This is a genomic window from Pusillimonas sp. (assembly GCF_044464525.1).
Classification (GTDB): domain Bacteria; phylum Pseudomonadota; class Gammaproteobacteria; order Burkholderiales; family Burkholderiaceae_B; genus Pusillimonas.
This window is the reverse complement of the sequence record NZ_JBIQLE010000003.1, coordinates 34,104-55,821: the sequence shown is the minus strand read 5'-3', so window position 1 is coordinate 55,821 and position 21,718 is coordinate 34,104. Positions and strand designations below refer to the sequence as shown.

At 54.8% G+C, this 21,718-nt stretch carries 24 protein-coding genes and 1 pseudogene; 12 read left to right on the top strand and 13 right to left on the bottom strand.

Going from position 1 to position 21,718, the window contains the following annotated elements:
• Positions 1–3 precede the first annotated feature (3 nt).
• Entirely contained in the window at positions 4–906 is a 903-nt protein-coding gene (locus ACIY1O_RS02540; protein ID WP_397473502.1) for a DUF2971 domain-containing protein, read from the top strand.
• 84 nt (positions 907–990) lie between these two features.
• On the opposite strand, the gene ACIY1O_RS02535 is transcribed toward ACIY1O_RS02540, so the two are convergent.
• The 3 genes from ACIY1O_RS02535 to ACIY1O_RS02525 all read right to left on the bottom strand — a co-directional run bounded on the left by ACIY1O_RS02535 (position 991) and on the right by ACIY1O_RS02525 (position 2,190).
• Complete coding sequence (locus ACIY1O_RS02535) at positions 991–1,476, bottom strand: antitoxin Xre/MbcA/ParS toxin-binding domain-containing protein (protein WP_397473501.1); 486 nt, start codon at positions 1,474–1,476, stop codon at positions 991–993.
• A gap of 82 nt (positions 1,477–1,558) precedes the next feature.
• Positions 1,559–1,774, bottom strand: coding sequence for a ribbon-helix-helix protein, CopG family (locus ACIY1O_RS02530; protein ID WP_325440147.1), 216 nt, complete (start codon positions 1,772–1,774; stop codon positions 1,559–1,561).
• Positions 1,774–2,190, bottom strand: a complete 417-nt coding sequence (locus ACIY1O_RS02525; protein WP_397473500.1) for a putative toxin-antitoxin system toxin component, PIN family — start codon at positions 2,188–2,190, stop codon at positions 1,774–1,776. The genes ACIY1O_RS02530 and ACIY1O_RS02525 overlap by 1 nt, the downstream gene beginning before the upstream one ends.
• 586 nt (positions 2,191–2,776) lie before the next feature.
• Here ACIY1O_RS02525 and ACIY1O_RS02520 point away from each other — a divergent pair.
• From ACIY1O_RS02520 to ACIY1O_RS02510, 3 genes are all read left to right on the top strand, one after another.
• Entirely contained in the window at positions 2,777–3,199 is a 423-nt protein-coding gene (locus ACIY1O_RS02520) for an acyl-CoA thioesterase (protein ID WP_397473499.1), read from the top strand.
• A gap of 168 nt (positions 3,200–3,367) precedes the next feature.
• Positions 3,368–3,769: a nuclear transport factor 2 family protein gene (locus ACIY1O_RS02515; RefSeq protein ID WP_397473498.1), complete on the top strand. Its 402-nt coding sequence runs from the start codon at positions 3,368–3,370 to the stop codon at positions 3,767–3,769.
• Between the two features lie 150 nt (positions 3,770–3,919).
• The gene (locus tag ACIY1O_RS02510) at positions 3,920–4,204 is read left to right on the top strand and encodes a hypothetical protein (protein WP_397473497.1); all 285 of its coding nucleotides are present in this window, start codon (positions 3,920–3,922) and stop codon (positions 4,202–4,204) included.
• A 168-nt stretch (positions 4,205–4,372) separates the two neighbouring features.
• Here the strand turns inward: ACIY1O_RS02510 and ACIY1O_RS02505 are convergent, their stop codons facing one another.
• The 3 genes from ACIY1O_RS02505 to ACIY1O_RS02495 form a co-directional block, all read right to left on the bottom strand.
• On the bottom strand, positions 4,373–5,044 hold the full coding sequence (locus tag ACIY1O_RS02505; RefSeq protein WP_397473496.1) for a Vgb family protein: 672 nt from the start codon (positions 5,042–5,044) through the stop codon (positions 4,373–4,375).
• 46 nt (positions 5,045–5,090) lie between these two features.
• A complete protein-coding gene (locus tag ACIY1O_RS02500; protein WP_397473634.1) occupies positions 5,091–6,311 on the bottom strand; it encodes a helix-turn-helix domain-containing protein in 1,221 nt (406 codons plus the stop codon).
• A gap of 252 nt (positions 6,312–6,563) precedes the next feature.
• Complete coding sequence (locus ACIY1O_RS02495; protein ID WP_397473495.1) at positions 6,564–7,889, bottom strand: tetratricopeptide repeat protein; 1,326 nt, start codon at positions 7,887–7,889, stop codon at positions 6,564–6,566.
• A 152-nt stretch (positions 7,890–8,041) separates the two neighbouring features.
• Between ACIY1O_RS02495 and ACIY1O_RS02490 the strand changes: the two are divergent.
• The 7 genes and pseudogenes from ACIY1O_RS02490 to ACIY1O_RS02460 all read left to right on the top strand — a co-directional run.
• Positions 8,042–8,194, top strand: a pseudogene (locus tag ACIY1O_RS02490) (bifunctional transcriptional activator/DNA repair enzyme protein Ada); the annotation flags it as partial.
• 307 nt (positions 8,195–8,501) lie between these two features.
• Complete coding sequence (locus ACIY1O_RS02485) at positions 8,502–8,957, top strand: MarR family winged helix-turn-helix transcriptional regulator (protein WP_397473494.1); 456 nt, start codon at positions 8,502–8,504, stop codon at positions 8,955–8,957.
• Complete coding sequence (locus ACIY1O_RS02480) at positions 8,950–9,948, top strand: ABC transporter substrate-binding protein (protein WP_397473493.1); 999 nt, start codon at positions 8,950–8,952, stop codon at positions 9,946–9,948. Before ACIY1O_RS02485 ends, ACIY1O_RS02480 begins: the two co-directional genes overlap by 8 nt.
• A 70-nt stretch (positions 9,949–10,018) precedes the next feature.
• On the top strand, positions 10,019–11,050 hold the full coding sequence (locus tag ACIY1O_RS02475; protein WP_397473492.1) for a cupin domain-containing protein: 1,032 nt from the start codon (positions 10,019–10,021) through the stop codon (positions 11,048–11,050).
• Between the two features lie 11 nt (positions 11,051–11,061).
• Positions 11,062–12,525 carry an aldehyde dehydrogenase family protein gene (locus ACIY1O_RS02470; RefSeq protein ID WP_397473491.1) on the top strand — a complete coding sequence of 488 codons (1,464 nt, stop codon included), beginning with the start codon at positions 11,062–11,064 and terminating at the stop codon, positions 12,523–12,525.
• A 32-nt stretch (positions 12,526–12,557) separates the two neighbouring features.
• The gene (locus tag ACIY1O_RS02465; RefSeq protein ID WP_397473490.1) at positions 12,558–13,025 is read left to right on the top strand and encodes an aromatic-ring-hydroxylating dioxygenase subunit beta; all 468 of its coding nucleotides are present in this window, start codon (positions 12,558–12,560) and stop codon (positions 13,023–13,025) included.
• A gap of 31 nt (positions 13,026–13,056) precedes the next feature.
• Positions 13,057–14,325 (top strand): aromatic ring-hydroxylating oxygenase subunit alpha, encoded by a 1,269-nt coding sequence (locus ACIY1O_RS02460; protein ID WP_397473489.1) that lies wholly within the window; start codon positions 13,057–13,059, stop codon positions 14,323–14,325.
• A gap of 120 nt (positions 14,326–14,445) precedes the next feature.
• Here the strand turns inward: ACIY1O_RS02460 and ACIY1O_RS02455 are convergent, their stop codons facing one another.
• Genes ACIY1O_RS02455 through ACIY1O_RS02430 form a run of 6 tightly spaced genes read right to left on the bottom strand, consistent with a single transcriptional unit; the run spans position 14,446 to position 20,029 of the window.
• Positions 14,446–15,414 carry a dihydrodipicolinate synthase family protein gene (locus tag ACIY1O_RS02455; protein WP_397473488.1) on the bottom strand — a complete coding sequence of 323 codons (969 nt, stop codon included), beginning with the start codon at positions 15,412–15,414 and terminating at the stop codon, positions 14,446–14,448.
• A gap of 38 nt (positions 15,415–15,452) precedes the next feature.
• Entirely contained in the window at positions 15,453–16,175 is a 723-nt protein-coding gene (locus ACIY1O_RS02450) for an ABC transporter ATP-binding protein (protein WP_397473487.1), read from the bottom strand.
• On the bottom strand, positions 16,172–16,927 hold the full coding sequence (locus ACIY1O_RS02445; protein ID WP_397473486.1) for an ABC transporter ATP-binding protein: 756 nt from the start codon (positions 16,925–16,927) through the stop codon (positions 16,172–16,174). The genes ACIY1O_RS02450 and ACIY1O_RS02445 overlap by 4 nt, the downstream gene beginning before the upstream one ends.
• Positions 16,924–17,907 (bottom strand): branched-chain amino acid ABC transporter permease, encoded by a 984-nt coding sequence (locus ACIY1O_RS02440; protein ID WP_397473485.1) that lies wholly within the window; start codon positions 17,905–17,907, stop codon positions 16,924–16,926. Before ACIY1O_RS02440 ends, ACIY1O_RS02445 begins: the two co-directional genes overlap by 4 nt.
• A 1-nt stretch (position 17,908) precedes the next feature.
• A complete protein-coding gene (locus tag ACIY1O_RS02435; RefSeq protein WP_397473484.1) occupies positions 17,909–18,829 on the bottom strand; it encodes a branched-chain amino acid ABC transporter permease in 921 nt (306 codons plus the stop codon).
• Positions 18,830–18,844: 15 nt separating this feature from the next.
• Entirely contained in the window at positions 18,845–20,029 is a 1,185-nt protein-coding gene (locus ACIY1O_RS02430) for an ABC transporter substrate-binding protein (protein WP_397473483.1), read from the bottom strand.
• Positions 20,030–20,317: 288 nt separating this feature from the next.
• Between ACIY1O_RS02430 and ACIY1O_RS02425 the strand changes: the two genes are divergently transcribed.
• Complete coding sequence (locus ACIY1O_RS02425; RefSeq protein ID WP_397473482.1) at positions 20,318–20,902, top strand: MarR family winged helix-turn-helix transcriptional regulator; 585 nt, start codon at positions 20,318–20,320, stop codon at positions 20,900–20,902.
• 18 nt (positions 20,903–20,920) lie between these two features.
• Here the strand turns inward: ACIY1O_RS02425 and ACIY1O_RS02420 are convergent, their stop codons facing one another.
• The gene (locus ACIY1O_RS02420; protein WP_397473481.1) at positions 20,921–21,706 is read right to left on the bottom strand and encodes a phytanoyl-CoA dioxygenase family protein; all 786 of its coding nucleotides are present in this window, start codon (positions 21,704–21,706) and stop codon (positions 20,921–20,923) included.
• Positions 21,707–21,718: the final 12 nt, after the last annotated feature.

Sequence of the window (21,718 nt, the reverse complement as noted above, 5' to 3'; positions counted from 1 at the left end):
ACGATGATTTTGTATCATTACTGCAGCCCTGAGGCGTTTCTTAGCATCATTCAGGGAAAGAAGCTCTGGCTATCTCGTATCAATAATATGTCCGACTATATGGAGGGAAGTTGGGCGGTCGGAATTATTAACCAAGCTCTTGCATCCCTCGAACAGGAATTCGGATCAGAACTAGTCCAACAAGTCGCTGATCTGTATAACGCCAATAAATTTAGCCCCTATGTTTGCTGCTTTTCCGAGGATGGGGACCTTCTGAGCCAATGGCGAGGATATGCTAGTGACGGCCATGGATTTTCAATTGGGTTCAACAGCGAGCTTTTCCCGTGTTCCGTCGGAGTTCCTCAGCGGGCATATACGAAAGAAACCCAATTGCGCCTGAGCAAGATCGAGTATCAACTCGAGGCCCAGCAGAGCTTCATCCAGAAATTACTTAAACTGGTAATGCATGATCTAACAGCGAAAGAGGGAGAGATTCCGTTAGGGCGGATGCTGCAACTGGCTAGCATGAGCATGAAAAGCGAAGGGGTCTCATTGCCGGGGTTCCCATGTGGCGGAGTTCACGAGCTAATTACCCAGTTAACAGGGTATTCCGTTATTGCGAAAAATCCTGCATTTCATGAGGAGCGGGAACATCGTTTGATTCATGCGCCAATGGTTCTGGCCAGCCAGATTAACAATAAGACGACCTCAAGCCTCTTTGAAATATCCGATTCAAAATACAGAGTGTCCAATAATCGGATTTGCGCGTATTACGAGTTCGACTTTTCGGAGTTTATGAGCGAAGGCATCATCGCTGAGATTATCAAAGGACCGAAAAATGGCACTTATAGTGACCTCGGGGCAATTTTCGGGAAAATGGAGCGCCCTGATATACAGATCAAGCAATCCAAAGCGTCATATCGGTGATTAAGAGACAGTGGCACCCCGAAAATTGCGGGAAGATATGCTTGTTGGCGAATTTTTTGCTAGTCATCAGCAAGGCTATGGGCATCAAACAGAGATACCGTGTTCTAGTCGGCCAATTAGGTTCAACAGCGCTTCGGTTTGGGCCGAAGTTGCGATCATGTTGATGGGTATATCACCTAGTCCTTTAACTGGGTGAGTAAGCCATCGCAAGCCCGCTTGTACGTAGCCCTCAAATAGACGAGTAGCAGCTACAAATACTTGAGTGAAGCGGGAAATCTTGTCTGTTTCCGCCTTGCCGGGCCCGGCAGGTTCGGTTTGATGCTGTGTTGTCGCCGACACAAGCTCGAGGACCCCGGTTAGCTTATCCAGAACCTCTGCTTTGCTACATAAATTATCCAGTTCCCTGCGTGCGGCATGACGGGCTGCTTTGCGATCAAAGTCAGAGTCGAGATCGAAAAGCGACTCGATTTCTATTGCCCGTACATCCATGTACTCCAAGGCGTAGTCCAGCCAGCTTGTATAGCCAGCCGGAGGCGTCGGTGAATTATTATCCGATTCGCTATCGATCATGGGTCGCAGTCCATATAAGCTGTTTCTGCTTATGGTAGCTAGCTTTCCGCTTAATTGCTTGGGTTTTTGGCTAGCTTATGCCTTACTTTGTGCCGTCCAGCCGATCAAGAATCGTAAGGGCTTTCTCGCGATCAGCACCGGCTGCTAGCGTCTTGAAACGCATTTCCACGTCGAATGCCGCGATGGCCTGGGCGCTCATTTCTTCGACCAGCTTGTTGACGCTAAGGCCGCGCGATTGCGCCAAGGTCTTCAGGCGCTGAGCGGTATCGTCCGGCAAACGTATGGTTAGTGTGCTCATCACAGATTCTCCAAACACTGTGCGGGTGTCAGTACCCGCAGCTCTTTCCAGGTCAGCTCTCCGCGTGCCACATCGCGGACATTGTGCGTAATAATGGCCTGTGCTCCACCGGCAATGGCCAGTTCAATAAGGTGATTATCGCCTTCGTCGGGTAGGTTTGGCCGCCAGCCGTAATAGACCGGTACCCAGCGCCCGGCTTGGGCCAGCGCGGCCAGAATCTCTCGACGCTCCTGGGCGGTGGTTATGTCCGTCCAGACGGGGCGACTAAGCAGGTCTTCGTACTCCAGCCATAAGGCATTGCCAAATAGCGGCAAATACTTGCCACGCAGAATACGACGCAGTACTTCACGTGCGGCGCCACCTTCCGATCGAAGGGCGGAGACAAATACGTTGGTATCCAGGACAATCACTGTCATGTTTGATAGCATATATGACAGCATCCTGCTTCGCAAGTTCCATATCCGCTATGCGAGTTCGGCAGCTTGAGGAGCGTACGTTCCGCTGTCTTGTGGTGCTCGACGCGTCGGATCAAACGCCACCCTAATCCAAATCGCCGAAATCGCTCTGAAGCGCGAGTGTCTGTTGACTGGCATTTCGGTTAGATGGTGCTTTGAGTTGCGCAACGGCTCCCCTCGAGCGGATGATGCACGCAAAAAAAGGCGGTATTTTCGGCGTATATTTTTTGGCCACTTTATGCTTGATTTTGTGGTGTTAGGCCAAGATATGCTTTATCGATGTTTGGCATCGGGCTCAATGAACCCAGAAAAAGCAGGTTTCTGACGGGATTTTGGTCAAGTTATGCTTTATTTCTGGTCACTTTATTGTTTACGGCACACGAGTTTTCAAGCATAAAGTGGCCTTTCGGCCAATAATTGCTTGTTTTCCCCTTTTGGCCACATTATGGTTGTCGGCATTTCGTATGTCCGGCTCAAAGTCTGCTAACTTTCGCAGCCGGGCTTGTCCACCAAAGTTGCCGCTATTCATTAGCGTAAGGAAGCCAGCATGTCCCGTCTTCACACCATGCCAATACCAGTGCTGTTCAGACACTGCGACCCAGCCGCCATCGTGTTCTACCCACGCTATGTGGAACTGGTGCACGATGTCGTCGAGCACTGGTTCAACTATGGCTTGGAACTTAGCTACTACACGTTGCACAGTGAACGCGGCTTGGGCATTCCGACGGTCAATCTGCAGGTAGATTTCAAGCAGCCTAGTCGCCTGGGCGATCAACTGACGGGCAAGCTCAAAGTCGTGAAATTGGGAGGTAGCTCTGTTGGACTGAACATCCAGCTGTGCGGCCCTGACGATGTGGTGCGGGTAGTGGCCACCGTCACCATAGTGTTCGTTTCCGTTGAGAAAATCAGTCCCATCGAGATTCCCACCGATTTCCGCGAGCGAATCACCTTGTATCTGGCCAAGGAGTAATCCTCTTAGGGTCCGATTCAAAATATATTTAATTGCATAAATAGTAATTTTATGCATAAAATGGACAGGCTTTAATCTTCTTCTGCTGAGCGTGTCGACCTGGTTGGTTACCAGCACAGGTCACCGGCGGGGATGCAGATTCACCCATACTCTTTGTCAAGGACTTCCATGACTGATCAATCGACTTCCGGCATCGAATCGTTGCTGCTAAAACTCGAAGCCGAACGGTGCGACGCGATGATGCGCGCCGACTTTGAACGCCTTCGCGAGATCCTCCATCCGGGTCTTACCCATGTTCACGCTAAAGGTCAGGTCGATGACTACGAGAGTTATCTCACGACCGGCGGTACCCGGGTGGATTATCACCAAGTCGAACGTTCCGGCTTGAAAGTTCACGTTATGGGTGATGCCGCCTTGATGACCGGTCGCCAACTCCTCGTCGCAGTCCGTAAGGACGGCAGTGGCACGGTAAGAATCGACTCCCAGGTTATGCAGGTTTGGGCCCGTAACGGTGATCGTTGGCAGCAACTCGCGTTTCAGACTACGCCGCTCGAGATGAGCATTACTTAACGTGACCAATGCTGCTGCTAGCCATTGAGTATTCCGGCCTAACGTGACCGGAATCAGCGGTCATCGTCACCGGAATATGCAGTTCTGTTGATCTAATCAAGAACCTTCTCTTGGGATAGGCAGCTTCTGATGCGGTAGTATTCTAGAATCATGACAGATGCAAAAAAATGCCAAGTCGGCCCTCCAGACTGGACCAGCGCGCCCAACGACTGGAACTGGCTCGCGCAGGATGAGGACGGCAAATGGTTTTGGTATGCTGTGCCCCCCCAACCGGGCGTAGCAGGGGGCGTGTGGCGCTCGCCACGCCTGGCGCAAAAGTTTGCCGGGCAAGGCGAGCCCAACGCCAAATGGTATGAAAGCTGCCGCAAACGCGAAGCTTTCGTCGGGCATGATCGCGCTGATGTTGGCTTCGCCCCTGTGCAACGCGATAAATAGCAGCTCTTTTTCACGTGGCTCGGTCGGTGCCGTACCTCGACCCGCTTGGCAATAGCATCCAGTCGCTTGCCTAGCGTCCAAAGCTCAGCGCCTTGGGTGAGCAAGGTCGAGGCAGGCAGTAGCATATCAGCCAGGCCGCATCTCAAGCTTATTTGATTGTCATCACCCTTACGGTTGTTTCAAACGTCGCACAGCGCGGACCTTGCCGCTTGTTCCGCCACCGCAGTAAAAGATGTCGGCGCCGTTGGATTCGAGTCCGCTGACGCTGGTGCCGGGCGCCATTTCCAGCTGTTCAAGCACGGCCCCGCTCTCGGGGTCGATTCGGCGAATAGTGCTCTCGTCTCCTTCCCACGTTCCGTGCCAAAGTTCGCCGTCAATCCAAGTCACCCCGGTGACATAACGGTTGGACTCGATGCTGCGGATGACGGCACCGGTCTCCGGATCAATCTGGTGAATTTTACGGTCACGGTATTGGCCCACCCATAGGCTGCCTTCAGCCCACGTTAGTCCCGAGTCGCTGCCGTGTCCGGGCGCGGGGATGGACGCCACCACCTTGTTGTTGGATGGATCTATTTTGTGGATGCGTTCCTCGGCAATTTGGTAAAGATAAACGCCATCGAAAGCGGTGCCCGCATCGCAGGCTCGGTCGAGCGTGTGGCTGAGCTTGCCACTTCCTGGGTCGAAGGCGATCAGCTTGGCCCCGGTGGCGGCCCACACGCGCCGGCCATCGAAGGTCACGCCGTGTACCTGGTCGGCACCGTCGAAAGGACCATATTCGCGTACGATCTCCGCTGCGTGGTCCATAGTCTGGGGTTGCATTTGATTTGTCTGTTGAGTCATCGCTAGCTCCTTGTTGTGCGCCTCGGATCGGCGCGGCAGTACCACTTTATGCCAACGGCAACAGAGTAGGGAGTAACAATATCGTCGTGAATCTTGTTAGCGGCGCGGACAACCAGCGGCATGTCCGTGCACGCCCAATCGAGCGCACCCGCCCGGTTGCTTCAAGCTCGATAAGCGCGCGCTGGACAGTTCGTTGACTGGTCCCCAGGGCCATCGCCAGCGCAGACGAAGACCAGGCTGCGCCGTCGGAAAGCAGGGCGACCAATGATGCCTGATCGCCATCAATGGGCGGTACCAGCACAGCAACGGCGCGGTTATCAAGCGGCTTGAGCACAAAGCCTTGCGCGCTTGCTTCGATATGCGCCAGTGGTTTGACAAGCGCGCGTAGACGGCCCATTTCAACCCGTAGGCGAGCCTTGTGCGATTCGTCGGGATGGCGGCTGCGGAAGGCTCGGGCGATCAGGGTTTCCCTGTCGACGTCGCCGGGCCAGGCCTCTGCGAGCGCACGCGCCAATGTGAACAATACCGGGCGGCGTGCCAGCGACTGCCACTCGGCGCCAGAGCCAAGACCGCGACGGCAGGCGTCTATGATCAGCGTATCGGAAGCCCAGAGCGCTGCAACGTCGTCGAGGCGTAGTTCTTGCTCGCCGTCGGGAAAGACGCGCCGGGCGGCAGGGCGGCTGAGCACGGTTCGCGCTTCTGCGACCTCGGCCAACAGCGCTGGTACGCCTGCGTTTTCGGCCGCCTCCTGAGCACGGGCAAGCGCCAGACGTGCTGAATTCATGCGAAGTGAGCGCAGTGCGATTTCCGCTGAGCTTAGGTCGGCGATTGTGGCGAGTGATGGCGGAAGGCCACGCGTATCGAGTCGGGCCAGCGCCGTTTCGGCTTCCTCCAGGCGGCCGATCAGCAAGAATCGGCGTATGGCGATAAGACGCGCCTGCAGCGCGTTGGCGTAATCATTGTGCGACTCGAGCGTGGCCAAGGCCGCCGCCAGCGACCGGGGTGAGCCACCGAAGTCGCGCATGGCTAATGCCACCTCGGCCTCGGCGACGATGCAACGGGCTCGCGCCAGCGCTTCGTGGGCGCCGAAGCCCCGGCCGGAACGCTGAAGAAGCTCGCGAGCACGCGCATATTCGCCGAGCTGGGCCATTGCAATACCGCGCAAAGCCAGTGCCGGCGGATCGTCGCGCAGGGCCACCCGCTTTAGGGCGCCAAGCGCGTCGCCGGCGGCGAGCGCGCGCGCAGAGGCAGCAATCAGGGAGTCCATGGGGATAGGATACTGCGACACGCCCGAGCCGTATCCAAAATCGTGAACGCGTTGTCTATGCCAGCTGCAATACCGCTACAGCTTTACTATCCGAGTCTGGTTCAAAATCCGCAACAAGTGATCGCATACGTCATAGCGTTGTTGGGGCCGGCTTACTGGGTAGCATATTTTCTCCATCAGCAGCGCCAGTCGCCGGCCGTCGAACAAAGCGCTCTGGTAGAGGGTTAGGCTTCTACCCAAGAACAATAATCATCAATGAAAGTTTTGCCCTGAGGAAAACTGCAGCAAGCGGTGGTTCATTAAATCGCCGGGCTTGAGTGCGAGCCGCTCATTGGCGAATGCCGCGATGAAGCGTGGCTGCTCGCTTCGCAGGGCGGCTTCGATCAAGGTGAGGTCAATGATGTCGCGTTGAGCGTGGCTGCCGCCAAAGCGGTTGGCGATGTAACGAACGGGGTGCAGTTTCTGAATGGCGGTTGGGTAGTCCTCGTGCCAGAACGCTACGAAGCCCTGTGCAAGTGGCCGTGCTATGTCGTGCGTCCATTCATCGACTTCGGTCATGCGCGCGCGGTCGCGCTGGAATTCATCAATGAGCCGTGTGGCGTCGTCTTCCCGCCCCGCTCCTAGGTAGGCCATCACAGCATGCCAGTCGTTGAAGGTATATGAACGGCCATCGGCATGCTCGTCCCAGCACTGCGCAACTTCATTCCATCGGCCTTTCAGATCGACCCCCGCCAGATGCAGTCGCCAGAGCATGGCCGAAGCGTCGACTAGCTCTAAGGCGATGGTGCTTTGTTCCTTGCGGATATGGGCGTCGTAAATACCCAGGGCCTCATCCAGTGTTCCTAGTTCCATTAGGTATAAAGCGTGGTGCCACCAGTTGTGTACCTTGAAAAAGCTCTGGTCACCCGCCCAATATTGTTTACGCGTCATCATCCAGTCGACGCCTTCCTGGGGACGGTCTTGCATTTCGAACACATGGGCGACGGCATGGTGTGCCCAGGTGTCAAGCGGTTGAAGCTCTACAGCGAGCCGGCCGTGTTCCTCGGCTTTGGCATATTCGCCCATTTCCTCAAGCCCGAAGGCGTACATGCCAAGCAAGATGGAGTATCCCGGCATTTCTGCAGGCCATTGAGGCAATACGCGTGCAATACGGTCGCGCAGATTCCGTGAACAACCGCGATAGAAATCCATAAGGTGGCCGCACTGTAATGCCAATATGTCGTGGGGGTAGCGCATATTGTGCATATCCAGATGCACCGCCGCGTCGGACCACCGGCTGGAAAGCTGCAACTCAAGAGCCTGGACGTGTGAGCTTTCGCGATTATTCAGATGCATGGTTTTCAGCTTTTGGACGATCTCTGAGGCTGCGGCCGACAGGGCGGGCTCTGTGGCTGCGGCGAACAAATGAGCTTTGGCGATATGCGCCATGGCAAAATCGGGCGATTCGCCCAGGGCATTGTCGAGGGCGGATATGGGGTCGCCTTGATAGACATTGAACGCGGCGATGGCCTCATTGAAATATTCGACGGCTCGAGGCGTTGCGCCAGCCACCGTGTTGCCTTGCAGATCGGTAACCATTGATTACCCTCCCAGGGAAATCTTTACCGCAGTAGAACGGAGGGGAAGGCCAATTCGCACCCTACCGTGGGAGGACCTGCCCAGGGTGTAGCTCTAAAATTTTACGCGCTTCTCTTCTCTGTGAGGTGCATTTTTTTGTGCTCGCAAACCAGTACCATGAGTGTCGAAGACTGTGTGGAAGGACGGGACTGACACCCAAGGCCTACGCTGCCGCGAGGCGCGCTCGCAAGCTGGAAGCAGAGTTGAACTCGGCCGGCGGTACCGTGACTGAAGCTATCTACGAGGCGGGCTTCAACTCAAGCAGCTGCAAATTAGGCGCGCTTGCCACCGACGGCAAGGCCTCGATGCGAGGCTGAAACCAATGGTTCGCTTCTTTATTGCCACCCCTTACGCGTTCATCACTCCGGGATCGCCGGCCGGCACTCAATTCGCTCATTTCATCCAAAATTAATTAGGATTCTATTCTTATGGGCGGTGAAAACACTTGGGTAGGTTTGCGCTACCAGGTAGATATTTCATAGAGTAAAAGGGATTTAAAGGGATTGACACTATGCTGACGACCTTATATATTATTAATTAGGTACCTTACTATTAGTCGAGGAGTTGTCCCCCATGTTTGACCCCCTATCGAAAGCAGGTTCGCTGATTCGGCGTCTTCAGCAGATATCTCTTCGGATCTTTAACGAGGGTATCCAGCCCTATGTCTTGACCACAGTTCAATTTGGGACTTTGCAGGTGATTGCCGATCGGCCTGGCATTGATCAGATCTCCTTGGCTCAAGCATCGGATATCGATCGCACAACGGTAATGCGTGTCTTGCATCGTCTGGAAGAGTTCCAACTGGTTTGCCGTAAGCCTTGCCCGCGAGACAAGCGCATCAACCGCGTGTACATCACCGAGCAAGGCCGGGAACTCATCGTCGCCGTTGAGCCTCTGGCGGAAGCCACCCAACATCGTCTCTTGGAACCGCTAGACCCTGAAGACAGAAAGGCATTCATGCAGATGCTGTCCAGATTGGTCCTGACTCACTCTATTCCATCCACCACAACCACTCAAAGCCATGAATGAACTCGAATTAACCGTAGCGTGTTGGGACTATGACCGCGTCCGTCCATTGATAGATGGCAGGGTCAAGCCTGACGGCATCAAACTCAACTTCCTAAGCTTGCCTCCCGAAGATGTTTTTTTTCGCGCTTTTAGACACTTAGAGTTCGATGTCAGCGAGCTGTCGTTATCGACAACGCTCATGACATTCTCGCGGGGCGTGTGTCCTTACACTCCTATTCCCGTATTTCCATCCAGAAGCTTCCGACACTCGTGCATATACGTACGTCGCGGAAGCGGCATCGAAAAACCGTCTGATCTGATCGGGCGCCGTGTGGCGATTTCCGAGTATCAGGTTACTGCCGCCATGGTCGCACGCGGGATTCTCGCCGATGAGTATGGTGTGCATGCGCGCGATGTGCAGTGGGTGCAAGCCGGTCTTGAGCAACCCGGCCGTATCGAGAAGGTGGCCTGGAAGGCTCCGGAAGACGTAAACATCACGAAGATCGCTGATCGTTCCATCATGGAATTATGGGATGCCGGGGAAGTGGACGCCCTCATTACGCCCCGAGCGCCTCGTCGCTTCGACGACGACATTGATGGGACCGGGTCGATTCAACGCCTATTCCCGGATCACGCAACACAAGAGGCGCAGTGGTATCAGAAGACGGGCATCTTCCCCGTGATGCACATGTTGGGTCTGCGCAATGACATCATGGAGCGCCATCCATGGGCGGCGGTCAGTTTGTTGCGCGCTTTTACAAAAGCCAAGGACATTGCACTGGCCGATCTTGGCCAGACGGCTGCGCTCAAGATCTCTTTGCCTTTCTTGCCAGCGTACTTCAAACAAACCCAAAGCCTATTTGGTGAAGACTTCTGGTCGTATGGCGTTCACGCGAACAGAACCACCCTTGAGACGCAGCTGCGCTGGTCCCACGAGCAAGGTCTGTCTCATCGGCACGTAAAGATTGAAGAGCTCTTCCCGGCCTCGTGTCTGGAGGACTTCAAGGTTTAAGCTTTCTAACCCCAAATAAACCCAAGCACACAATGAAAAGACGGGGCGAACCGCTCCGGAAGGAAGACAAATGACAGACACAACATCAGTGCCGGCGCAAGATATTGTTCCGCCAGACTTACGCGCCGCCTGGCAATCCAACCGAATGGTCCCCTTGTGGGAAAGCCCCACCGCGCATAAGTTGGACGTCGCCCGAGAGCAACCGCATGCTTGGCCGTGGTCGGTCACGCAACCCATACTCCGGCGTACCGCTGAAATCCAGTCACCGAAAGCCGTTGAGCGTCGAGTGCTTTCTCTTGTCAGCCCGTTTTCAAAACACCCCGAAGACGAGTTCACCTGCGGCACTGTGTGCGCCACCCTGCAAACCTTGCTTCCCGGCGAGCGGGCCCGACCGCATCGTCATTCAATGAACGCTCTTCGATTCGTGATGGAAGGTTTGGGGGCCGCGACAATCGTAGACGGCAAGGATTGCCCGATGGAGCCCGGCGACCTGGTGCTGACTCCGGGCTGGTGTTGGCACGAACATTACCACGCGGGCGAAGGGCCCACCATCTGGATGGACGTGCTTGATGTCTACCTGCATTTATTTCTTGGCACAGATGACTTTCATCCTGGGCCGGTCCGCGATCAAACACCTCAATACGACGACGTAGCGTTCTCTACCGCCAATATCCTGCCTGGCATTGATGGCCACCAACGGAACTACTCACCGGTATTCAGATACCCTCGGGCCGACGCTTGGAAAGCATTGAAAAATGCGCCCATAGGCGCCGATGGCGGGAAAAAGGTGCGCTATATCAACCCGGTCGATGGCGGCAGTGTCATGAGTACGCTCGACTGCTATTTGATGGCGCCTGTTGTCGGCGCTGCCACGCATCCATACCAGTCTAGCGCCAACACTGTGTGCTGCGTGGTCGGGGGCTCCGGGTACAGCGTTATCGGCGGTAAAAGAATTGACTGGAAAGCCCACGACATCTTCACTGTGCCCCAGAACCTCTGGGCAAGCCATTACACCGACGATCCTGAAACATCGGTCTTCATGGTGACCGACCGCGAGATCTATCGGAAGCTGGGGCTGCTTCAAGAACAATACCAAAACTAAAGAGAGTTTTTATGGGTGCATCAACACAGTTTTCACTGCCTCGTCAGCGTGATCTTTTCTACGGTGGCCGCTGGCACACGCCGTCGGGCGGCTACGCGACGACGCGCAACCCGGCCACTCAAGAAGAATTGGGGATGGCGGCTCAGGCCAATACGCAAGACGTCGACCAAGCGGTTCTGGCGGCGAACCAAGCGTTCAAGTCATGGCGTCGTACGCTTCCAGCCGAACGAGCAACAAGCCTGCGAAAGCTGGCTTCGCGCCTACGCGAAAACGCCGACGAATTGGCTTGGCTCGATTCCGTGAACTGCGGCAATCCAATCCGGGAGATGAAGCGAGACGTACTCAGCGCGGCCGCTCAAATAGACTATTACGCTGGCCTGGTTCATGAGCTGAAGGGCGAAACTTTGCCCATGGGCGAGGACGTCGTCAATTACAGCGTGCGAGAACCTTTCGGGGTGGTGGTGCGAATCGTCGCCTACAACCATCCCCTCATGTTTCTGGCCAGTAAACTTGCCCCCGTCATTGCTGCCGGTAATACAGTCATCATGAAGCCGCCGGTTCAGGCACCGCTGTCCGCGTACCGTCTGGCCGAACTAGCCGAAGATGTCTTCCCGCCAGGGGTGCTAAACATTCTGAGCGGCGATCGTGAATGTGGCGAGGCATTGGTGAAACATCCGCTAGTCAGGCGGGCGACCCTTATCGGCTCGACAGAGACCGGCGTGGCGGTACTGAAGGCGAGCGCCGAGAAGATTATTCCTGTCACTTTGGAATTGGGCGGAAAGAATCCTCTCATTATCTGTCCGGATGCAGATATCGAGAAAGCCACAAAGGGCGCCATCAGCGGGATGAATTTCACATGGGCAGGGCAGTCCTGCGGGTCCACGTCGCGATGCTTCGTGCATCGTAGCGTGTACGACACCTTTCTCAAGGCTCTTCCTTCGCTCATTGCTCAGGCTCACCAATGCGGCATTCCCACAGACCCCGACACGACCATGGGCTGCCTGATCTCTGAAGCTCAGTTCGATAAAGTCCGGAGCTTGATCGAGTCGGCGCGCGAGGAGGGCGCACGGCTGGTGTGTGGAGGCAGCAGGCCTGCGGACCCGGCCCTGAAAAACGGCTGGTTTATCGAACCCACGGTCTTTGCCGACGTCACCCCGGATATGCGCCTGTTCCGCGAGGAAGCTTTTGGCCCTGTGCTGGCTGTAATCCCCTGGGATGACGAAGACGCTTTATTGGAGCAAGTAAACGCGCTGGACTATGGCCTTACTGCTTCTATCTGGTCCACCAACCTTGTACGCGCGCATCGGCTCGCGGCCCGGGTGGAATCAGGCTTCGTCTGGGTCAATAAGGTCGGCGCCCACTTTATCGGCGCCGAATTCGGCGGCTATAAAAAGTCCGGCATTGGCCGCGAAGAAGGCTTATCTGAATTGCTGTCCTACACACAAAATAAAAACGTACACGTCAGCCTGGCCTAGAGTCTGACACTTTTTCTTCATCAGGAGAACGCATGAGCGAGTACATCGTCAAGGCTGAACGTCTTTACGCTACCCACACCCAGACAATCTGCGATAACGAACTGGAAAAATGGCCAGAGCTATATACCGAAGAGTGCCGTTACCGATTGATTTCACGTGTTAACTACGAGCGCGATCTACCTATGTGCGTCATTCTGGCCGAGAGCCGCGGCGCGCTCATGGATCGAGTTACAGCGGTACGCAACACGCTGGTCTACGCGCCTCGTTATGTCACACACTTGGTCACCAACGTGTCTATCGTCAAAGAGGAAGAAAAGCAGCTGCATACGCGCAGCCAATTCGCCGTGTACTTCACGCAAACCGATGGAAACCCTCGACTGCAGCTCGTAGGCCGCAGCTTCGACCGAATCGACATCAGTAATCCCCAATGGCTCTTCGCCGCGCGCGACGTAGTGTTTGACAACGAACTCATTCCAGGCTCGATTGTCCACCCGATCTGATTGCTTGAGAATAAACATACAGGAGAGAGATATGGCGTCCGTCGCTATTGAATTCGAAAAGAGAACGCTTGAATGGCCCACCGAAGATTGCACACGCATTCCCAATTGGGTCTATTCTGATCCCGACAATTACCAACGTGAACTAGAAAAGATATTTTACGGGCCTTTCTGGTCGTTCGTCGGGCTGGACTGCGAAGTGCCCAACCCCGGCGACTACAAACGCGCGATGGTGGGCGAACGTCCTGTGATCATCGTGCGTGACAAAGACAACCAGGTCAACGTCCTATTGAACAGTTGCGCGCATCGTGCCGCCGAAATTTGCCTCGATAAGTTTGGTTCAAATCGCGTTCTGACGTGTCCTTACCACCAGTGGACCTATGACCTGAAAGGCAAGCTGATGGGAGTTCCTTTTCGCAAGGGCGCCAAGGGTATTGGCGGCTACCCCGCAGACTTCGACATGAACGCCAATTCACTTAAGGCGTTGCGTGTCGAAGTCGTGAATGGCGCGGTGTTTGCCACCTTTGATCACAATGCATTGCCCATGAGGGAATATCTTACAGACCGAATCTATGAGAAATTCACTCGTGTCTTCGACGGTAGAAAACTGAAAGTATTGGGATATCAACGACAGCGCCTTCGGGGGAACTGGAAGCTCTATCCCGAAAACCTGAAAGACTCCTATCACGCGACACTGCTTCACGTATTTCTCATCAGTTTTGGTCTTTATCGCATGGATCAGAAGGGCAATCTCTTCAACGATGATAAGACTCGAGCTCATAACGTCGTGGAATCAATCGCGACACCCCGCGACCAGCTCAAGTCTCACGACGAAATGAAGTCATACAAGTCTAACTACGAGTTGAACGACATGCGTCCTGTCACGCCGGTCAAAGAGTTCGGGGATGACATCACGATTCAGAACCTGACGATGTTCCCTTGTTTGACCGTACAGCAACAACAAAATTTGCTGCAATGTCGTAACGTCATTCCCATGGGTCCCAACGAGTTTGAGCTTTCCTGGACGTTTTTCGGCTACGAAGACGATGACGAAGAAATGATCCAAAGACGCACGCGTCTCGCGAACCTGACTGGTGCGGCGGGCTACATCTCGGTTGATGACAACGAAGTCTTTGAGCTTTCCGCCTCAGGCATGCTTGCCAATCCGGACGCCAACTGCGTAGTTGAACTGGGCGGCAGTTCGTCAGATTCACCGCAGGCCGGAGAGATGGTTTCCGAGTCAGCCATTAGAGGGTTCTACGAGCTGTACCGAGAGGTCATGTACGCTCATCCACGCCCGTAATCCGATACACAGCAATCAGCAATACCATCAACCCAGGGGTCAAACGGCTTCTGGGTTTTTCTCATGACGAAAAAAAGTCCGAGCCTGGCTCGGACTTTGCGTGCGCTTTAGAGAGAAAATTTATGCGGAAACGCTATACTCGCGTTCTAAAGACGCCCAGCGGCTTCCACACTCTTCGGCGCCCTGTTTATACGCGTCGGGCAACTCAGTGTACGGAGGACGGGGCGGCCCCGGGTTTATCAGGCCTGCAGCTTCAAATCGCACATGGCCAATTTGAATGCTGTAGTCCATGAAACGAGTGAGCTCACCGCCGGGAAACATGGGCGCCTCGGCCCAGATGAGTTGCTCGGTAATTTTGCGGGCCTTCTCCCAGTTGCCCGCCAGAATTGCGCGCGATGCGGCCACTATTGGTGAAGGAGCGCAAGCAATGCCGCCGGACCAGCACGCTTTGGCCAAATCCGGATACCGCTCTGCAACCGGGCACCACTCTGTTGCCAAGGGCAGAATCCGCATGCGGTCGCCGACCGCTGCCAGGTCTTGCGGAAGCGTCGGACCTCCGACATGCTTGGCTGCAATCACTTGGGGTATGTTCGCAAGGGCCTCATAGGCTTCAGGCGAGATCTTTCCTTTGAACGCCAGCGGGTTGTCGTACACAATCAGGGGGGTATCCGGTAAGGCCTCGGCTAGATCCTGGTAAAACCGCACCAATCCGGCATCGTCCAAAGCCAACCACATTGGTCTGCCAACAAAAAGCCCGTCGGCGCCGACACTTAATAGATCGCGTGCCCGCCGGAGAGTATCTCGAGTGTTAAGGGTGGTGATTCCTGCGAACACCGGCCTGGATCGGGCGTTTGTTTCGACGACACAACGCACGAAGTCCAGGTGCTCGTCCTCCAGCAGCGTGGCGCCTTCTCCAAACGTACCGTTTGTCATCAGAACGTCGACCCCCGCTGCAGTCACGAGTTTGATCATTTTTTCGGTTTCGGAAAGATTGATCGTCTTGGTCGAATTCCAATGGCTTGCATCGGTCGTCGCGGGGGTCGGCACAATGCCCACCACACCAACTATATCTTCATATGTCACTTTCATTCGCTACCCCTTCCTAATCAATTAGCGGCGTTCGGCAACTACACTCCGATGTACTGTTGCACTTGAGACGCCTGTTCTCGTAAAGCGGTTGAGTCGCCCTCCCAGACCACACGTCCTTTTTCCATAACGTAATGTCGATCTGCCAGGCGAGACAGAGGGCCAAGATTCTTATCGATGACCAGCATGACTTGCCCTTGCTCTCGCAGCATTTCGAGACATCGCCAGATTTCTCGCCTGACTAGAGGCGCCAGGCCTTCAGTCGCTTCGTCGAGGACCAGCAGCAGCGGGTTCGTCATAAGCGCCCGGCCGATGGCAAGCATCTGCTGTTCTCCGCCTGACAGGTTCGCGCCGCTGTTGCGTTCACGCTCCTTCAGGCGGGGGAACATGGAATAAACTCGCTCCAGATCCCACGGATCTCGGATTCCATGTCGATTCGAGTAGGCACAAATAAGGTTCTCTTTGACGCTGAGGTTTGGGAAAATGCCGCGGCCTTCCGGTACGAGTCCGATGCCGCATTGGGCAATCCGAAAGTCAGGTAGATCAGAAATGGTCAAACCTTGGAAAACAATGCTTCCCGCACGCAGCGGCAGTTGACCCATGATCGAGCGAATGGTCGTGGTCTTGCCCATGCCATTACGCCCGATCAACGTGATTACTTCGCCAGGATGGATAGTGAACGTCACGTTCCACAGCGCCTGACTACGCCCATACCCGGCGGCGATGCCGTCTACCTTCAACAATGGTTCTGAATCGTTGATCACGATAGCTCCTCCGGCTCTCCTAGATAGGCGTCTCTGACGAGCTGGCTATTCCTTATTTCGTCTGGCAAACCCGTTGCAAGCGGCCGGCCTGTCACCAAAACGGTGACTCTGTCCGCCAGCGCAAACACAGCCTGCATATCGTGCTCGATAAGAAGTATCGTGACTTCGTTCTTGAGCCGAGCCAGTAGACGTGTCATGGACTCCGACTCGGATTGGCTCATACCTGCCAAAGGTTCATCAAGCAGCATGAGTTTCGGCTGTAAGGCTATAGCCATGGCGAGTTCGAGCTGTCTGCGTCCGCCGTGTGCCATTTCGCCAGCCGAGACATTTACTTGGTCTTCAAGATTCACGAGGGCCAGGGCGTCCAGCGCGGGCTGGGCGAGGCTTGAGTCACGCATCGTGTCCTTCCAGGAGCCAAAATGGTTCTTGCTTCGGGCCTGAACCGCCATCATGACGTTCTCAAGAGCTGTCATTTCGTTGAACACAGAGGTGATCTGATAAGACCGCACAAGCCCAGCTTGCGCCCTTCGGGGGGCGCTCCAGCGAGTGATGTCTATACCATCGAACACAATGGAACCTGAGTCTGGAGATATTTCGCCCGAAATCTGATTTACCAGCGTGCTCTTACCCGCGCCATTTGGACCAATAAGCGCATGTAGCTCACCTTCCTGGACGGTAAGTGTCGCGTGATCTGTCGCCACTATTCCGCGGAAGCTCTTGAATAAGCCGGTGATCTCCAACAGTGCACTCATACTCGGTTTCTCCGCTCCGGCAATGAACCGTACAGGCCTTTTTCGACAAGCATGGTTCCAAGAACCACTACGATGCCCAACACCGCCATCCAGTGATCGTTGATGAACGTGGCCATCGGCGTGGGCAATCCAAAGCTTGAGTTCGCGAACACGGCTTCAATCAGCAGAACGACTACAGCACCCACGACCGGCCCCATGACGGTTCCCATCCCGCCTAGAATGACCATCACCATCAGCTCGCCGGAAACGATCCACATCAAATAGGAGGGCGAAGCGAATCTGACCAGGTTGGCAAGCAGGAAGCCGGCAATCACGCATATCAGCGCAGAGATCACGTATGCAGCCAGGCGATAGCGCATCGTGTCGTAACCCAATGACAGCATGCGCGGATGATTCGAATGGCAGCCTCGAATCACTCGTCCAAACCGAGCCTTGACCATACGCGCGGTAAACAGCAGGGTGGCTGCCAGGACTGCAAAGGAAAGGTAATAAAAGACGGTGCTGTTCTCGATATTTAGATTGCCAAATATGCTACGAGCAGCAATCGGCAATCCGTCGTCGCCGCCGTAGTCGTCAAGGGTGACGACCAAGAAGTAAAACATTTGCGCGAAGGCCAAGGTGATCATGATGAATGCCATTCCCTTGGTTCGAAGACAGATGAGGCCCAGCACGCATGCCAGCGCACCGCCAACGGCCAGAGCAATCAGTAACTGGACCCACCCGCTGGCAATACCGTGATGGGCGCAAATTCCCACCGCGTAGGCCCCAAGACCAAGATACAGAGCATGACCGAGGCTGATCATGCCTCCATACCCAAGTGCGATATTGAGTCCCGCAGCGGCCAGTGCCATTATCAGAATGCGGGTGGCGTAAGTGATGAAGTAGCTTTCGCCAATCAAGTGGGCGATGATCGGCAGAACTGCGAACGCAAGCATGAGCGCCCCGCCTACCCACACGCGAAGGTTGATGTGGTTTTTCATATTATCTGTGCTTCACCGGGAACAAGCCTTCGGGCTTGAATGCCAGGACGGCGGCCATGACCAGGTAGATCAATACCGAGGCGATCGCAGCGCTTAATGTCTGGGCCCGCAGAGGCTCCATGAATCCTCTGAGCAGCACGGGCAAGAAGACACGTCCAATGGTGTCTACCAGCCCAACAATAATCGCGCCGTAGAATGCACCACGTACCGATCCGATTCCTCCTGTGACAATGACAACCAATGTCATGATCAGAATGGGCTCGCCCATGCCGGCCTGTACAGACGTGAACGGAGCTGCCATCAGGCCGGCTAATCCGGCCAGGGCAGCGCCCAATCCCACGACTCCCGCATTGAGCCGCCGGATATTGATGCCCAGAGAAGCAATCATGGTTGCGTTTGACGCGCCGGCCCGAATGAGAATGCCTATTCGCGTTCGGTGGATCAGGATGTAAAGCAGCGCACCTACACATAGGCCGGCCACGATGATCGCGAAGCGGTAGACCGGGTAGCGCAAGCCGAAGATTTGCACGGTACCTTGGAGAAACTCTGGAATCGCGGTGGACATGGCACCCGAACCCCAGACCATTCGCACCGCCTCGTTGAAGAACAGAATAAGACCGACGGTGGCCAACACTTGGTACAGGTGATCACGCTTGTATAACCTGCGGAAGATGATCCGCTCCAGGATCAGACCCACCAGTAAAGTGCCGGCCACGCCAATTACGGCAGCCCACAAGAAAGAGCCGGTACTACTTAAGGTGGCGGCTGAGAAATAGGCCCCCAACATGAATAGAGAGCCGTGCATGAGATTTACAAAGCTCATGATGCCCAGCACCAGCGTCAGGCCCGCCGACATCAAAAAAAGCAAAATACCCAACTGCAGTCCGTTCAATAACTGCAATGCAACCAAAGCAAATGACATGGAATCTCCGGTGCATCAAGACATATTGCACTGCGACGCAAACGGATCCACCACCTCCACCAGCGGTGTAGCGATCACCGACTGATTAACCCGGCCTTTGTCGTCTCGTTTGATGCCGATTACGTGGAAGTCTTGAATGGGAAACTGGTTGTTGCCGAATCGGAATTTGCCTCGTACCGACTCGAAATCAGCTTCTTTGAGAGCAGCACGGAAGGCTTCTTTGTCATCAAGCTTGCCATTGACCTTCGCAATAGCCGAGTCGATTAGCAATGCTGCGTCGTAACCTTGGGCGGCCATCATGGTGGGAATGCGACCGTACTTTTTCTCGAAGTTCTCGACGAATGCGCGATTGCTGGCATTGTTCATGTCTGGCGCCCAGATACTGCCCGTGATGAATCCCAAGGCGGCATCGCCCAAGGCCGGAAGGTTTGTGCCATCGAGGGCGCCGTGCGCCATGAGAGGTATGTTGTCGCCGAGCCCCGCCTGGCGATATTGCCGAACAAAATTGATGCCGAGACCACCAGGGTAGAACACGAACACAGCATCTGGTTTCGAGGCGGAAAGCTGCAGCAGTTCGGCTGAGAAATCTTGCTGAGACATCGCCGTGTAGAGCTCGTCAACAATAGTTCCCGAGAAGTTCTCCTTGAAGATGGAAAGGAAGTTTTTGCCAGTGGCATAGTTCGGTCCCATCATGCTGATCCGCTTATAACCTTGCTCTTCGGCGTACTTGGCCAATACCGCGACATGCGGCACCGGTTGCCACGACACGACAAACACATAGGGCGAACACTCGGCGCCGGCCATGGCGTTGCTTGAGCCGTTGGAAGCAACAACAAACACTTCGTTAGCAATGGCGACCTTGCTAGAGGCTACGGCCGTGGGCGTGAAGGTTAGACCAGTGATCAGATCCACGTTCTCGCGCTCGATGAGTTTCTGGGTTACCTGGACAGCTACTTCGGGCTTCAACTGGCTGTCTTCGCGCAAAATCTCCACAGGGTAGCCACCCAGCTTTCCGCCATTTTGTTCGACTAAAAGCATGAGCGCGTCGTATTGGTCTTGTCCTAGAGCTGCCTGGGGGCCCGAAAGCTCGCCTACAAACCCGATTTTGATGGGTTCTTGTGCAGCCGCGCCGGCTGCCGGGCTTAAGGAACAGGTCGCTACCGCCAGGGCGGCTGCGAACTTTTGCAATCTGGAAATCATGTCTCTCTCCACTTTAATTCCTACGCTCAAGGCGATTATTTCATTAGGTTCCTACTATTATTCTTAAGATAAATATTTATGTCAATCTATTTTTGTTTGGAGCTCCTTTATTGAGCCCTGCATCTGCGATGTGGCATAAAATGCCTGAAGCCTCTACAATTGGTGATGCTCACTAGGGGCAACACACCACTTGTAGCGTCGTAGCGCGGTTGATGCACGCCTTGCAATAATGACGCCCTCGGCTTCGTAACTTTAGTTGTTTTTAGTTAGGTACCAATCAAAAAATCTATGGCCGAACAAACAGAATCTTCCACTTTCGATTCCGAGCTCGACGACAGCATGGGTTTTCTCATCGCGGATACCGGACGAGCCGTCAAGCGAGCGCTATACCTTCGCATCGCTCAGCACGACATTAGAGGTGGTCACTGGTACTGCCTAAGAACGCTGTTCCAGCAAGACGGAATAACACAGCGCGAGCTGAGCGAGCGGCTCGGAATCAAAGGCTCATCAACCGTCGAAATGCTGCGTGCAATGGAGTCCGAAAATCTTGTCTATCGTGAACGCGATGCAGAAGACAAACGAAAGGTTCGCGTCTACCTGACCGAACACGCTCGGTCCTTCCAGCCGATACTGGCGCAAATTCTCAAAGAACTACGCGAGCTGATGATCAGCAATATGTCCAAGACAGAAGAGACTCTGCTCAAGCTTCTTCTTCGTCAGTTGCGGCAAACTTTAGAGAACGACAGCAATATGCTGGCGTCGGCCTTATCACGGGGCGATGCCTCGGTAATAGATACAGACTCGGACAGCGATACATGGCTGGGGTCCAAGACCATCCGTTCCGCGAGGAGCCCTGGGTCAACCAAGCGCTGATCGTCAGCGCTTGGTTTGCTACATTGCCTTGATGACTTCGGGAAATTTATCTGTAGTTAGCGGATCACCGAATGCCAAGCGATCGTCATACAGCTTGATATCCATACCGGGGCGCGGCGCATAAACGATATCGTCTCCCGTCCATCTTGTGGACAATGCACGCCTTATCTGTGTGCGCGTGCGATTGCCGCTGGCTCCATGCACAGCCATCCCCTGATGTATTAAACAGTCTCCCGGGTTGAGGTCCCAGCTTAAGAACTCGTACTGGTCGCGCATCGCGTCGAAGTCGGGCACCGGCACACCATGTTGAGCGTCTTTGAAGGGGTCGCCGTTGGTCCCACTGAACGCTGCTGGGCGATACTCTTGCCCCCATAGGTGTGAGCCCTTTATATATTCGAGCCCGCTTGATTCACGAGTTACCGGATCGAGCGCGAGCCAGATCGAACAGACTTGGCGGCCTTGTATGGGCCAGAAAGGCTGGTCATGGTGCCATGGGGTCGGGGTTTCGGTGCCAGGCTCCTTGACGAAGATCTGGTCAAAGTACAAGCGGACGCTGTTGCTGCGCATCAAGCGCTGGGCGATCGCTGCCGCTGGAGACTCGAAGGCGAAATCTCGCATCTCGGGATTAGTCGGCCACAGGACCCAGTCGACGGTGAACTTATCGGGACGGTTCAGGTATTGGCCGATTGCCTTACGCATTCGATTGATCCAATACTCGTCGAAGAGACCTCGCAAGCAAACTGCGCCGTCTGTTTCGTAGCGCTTGATATCTGCTTCAGTAATTCTTTCAAGAGTCGTTTCCATTTTGCATTCTCC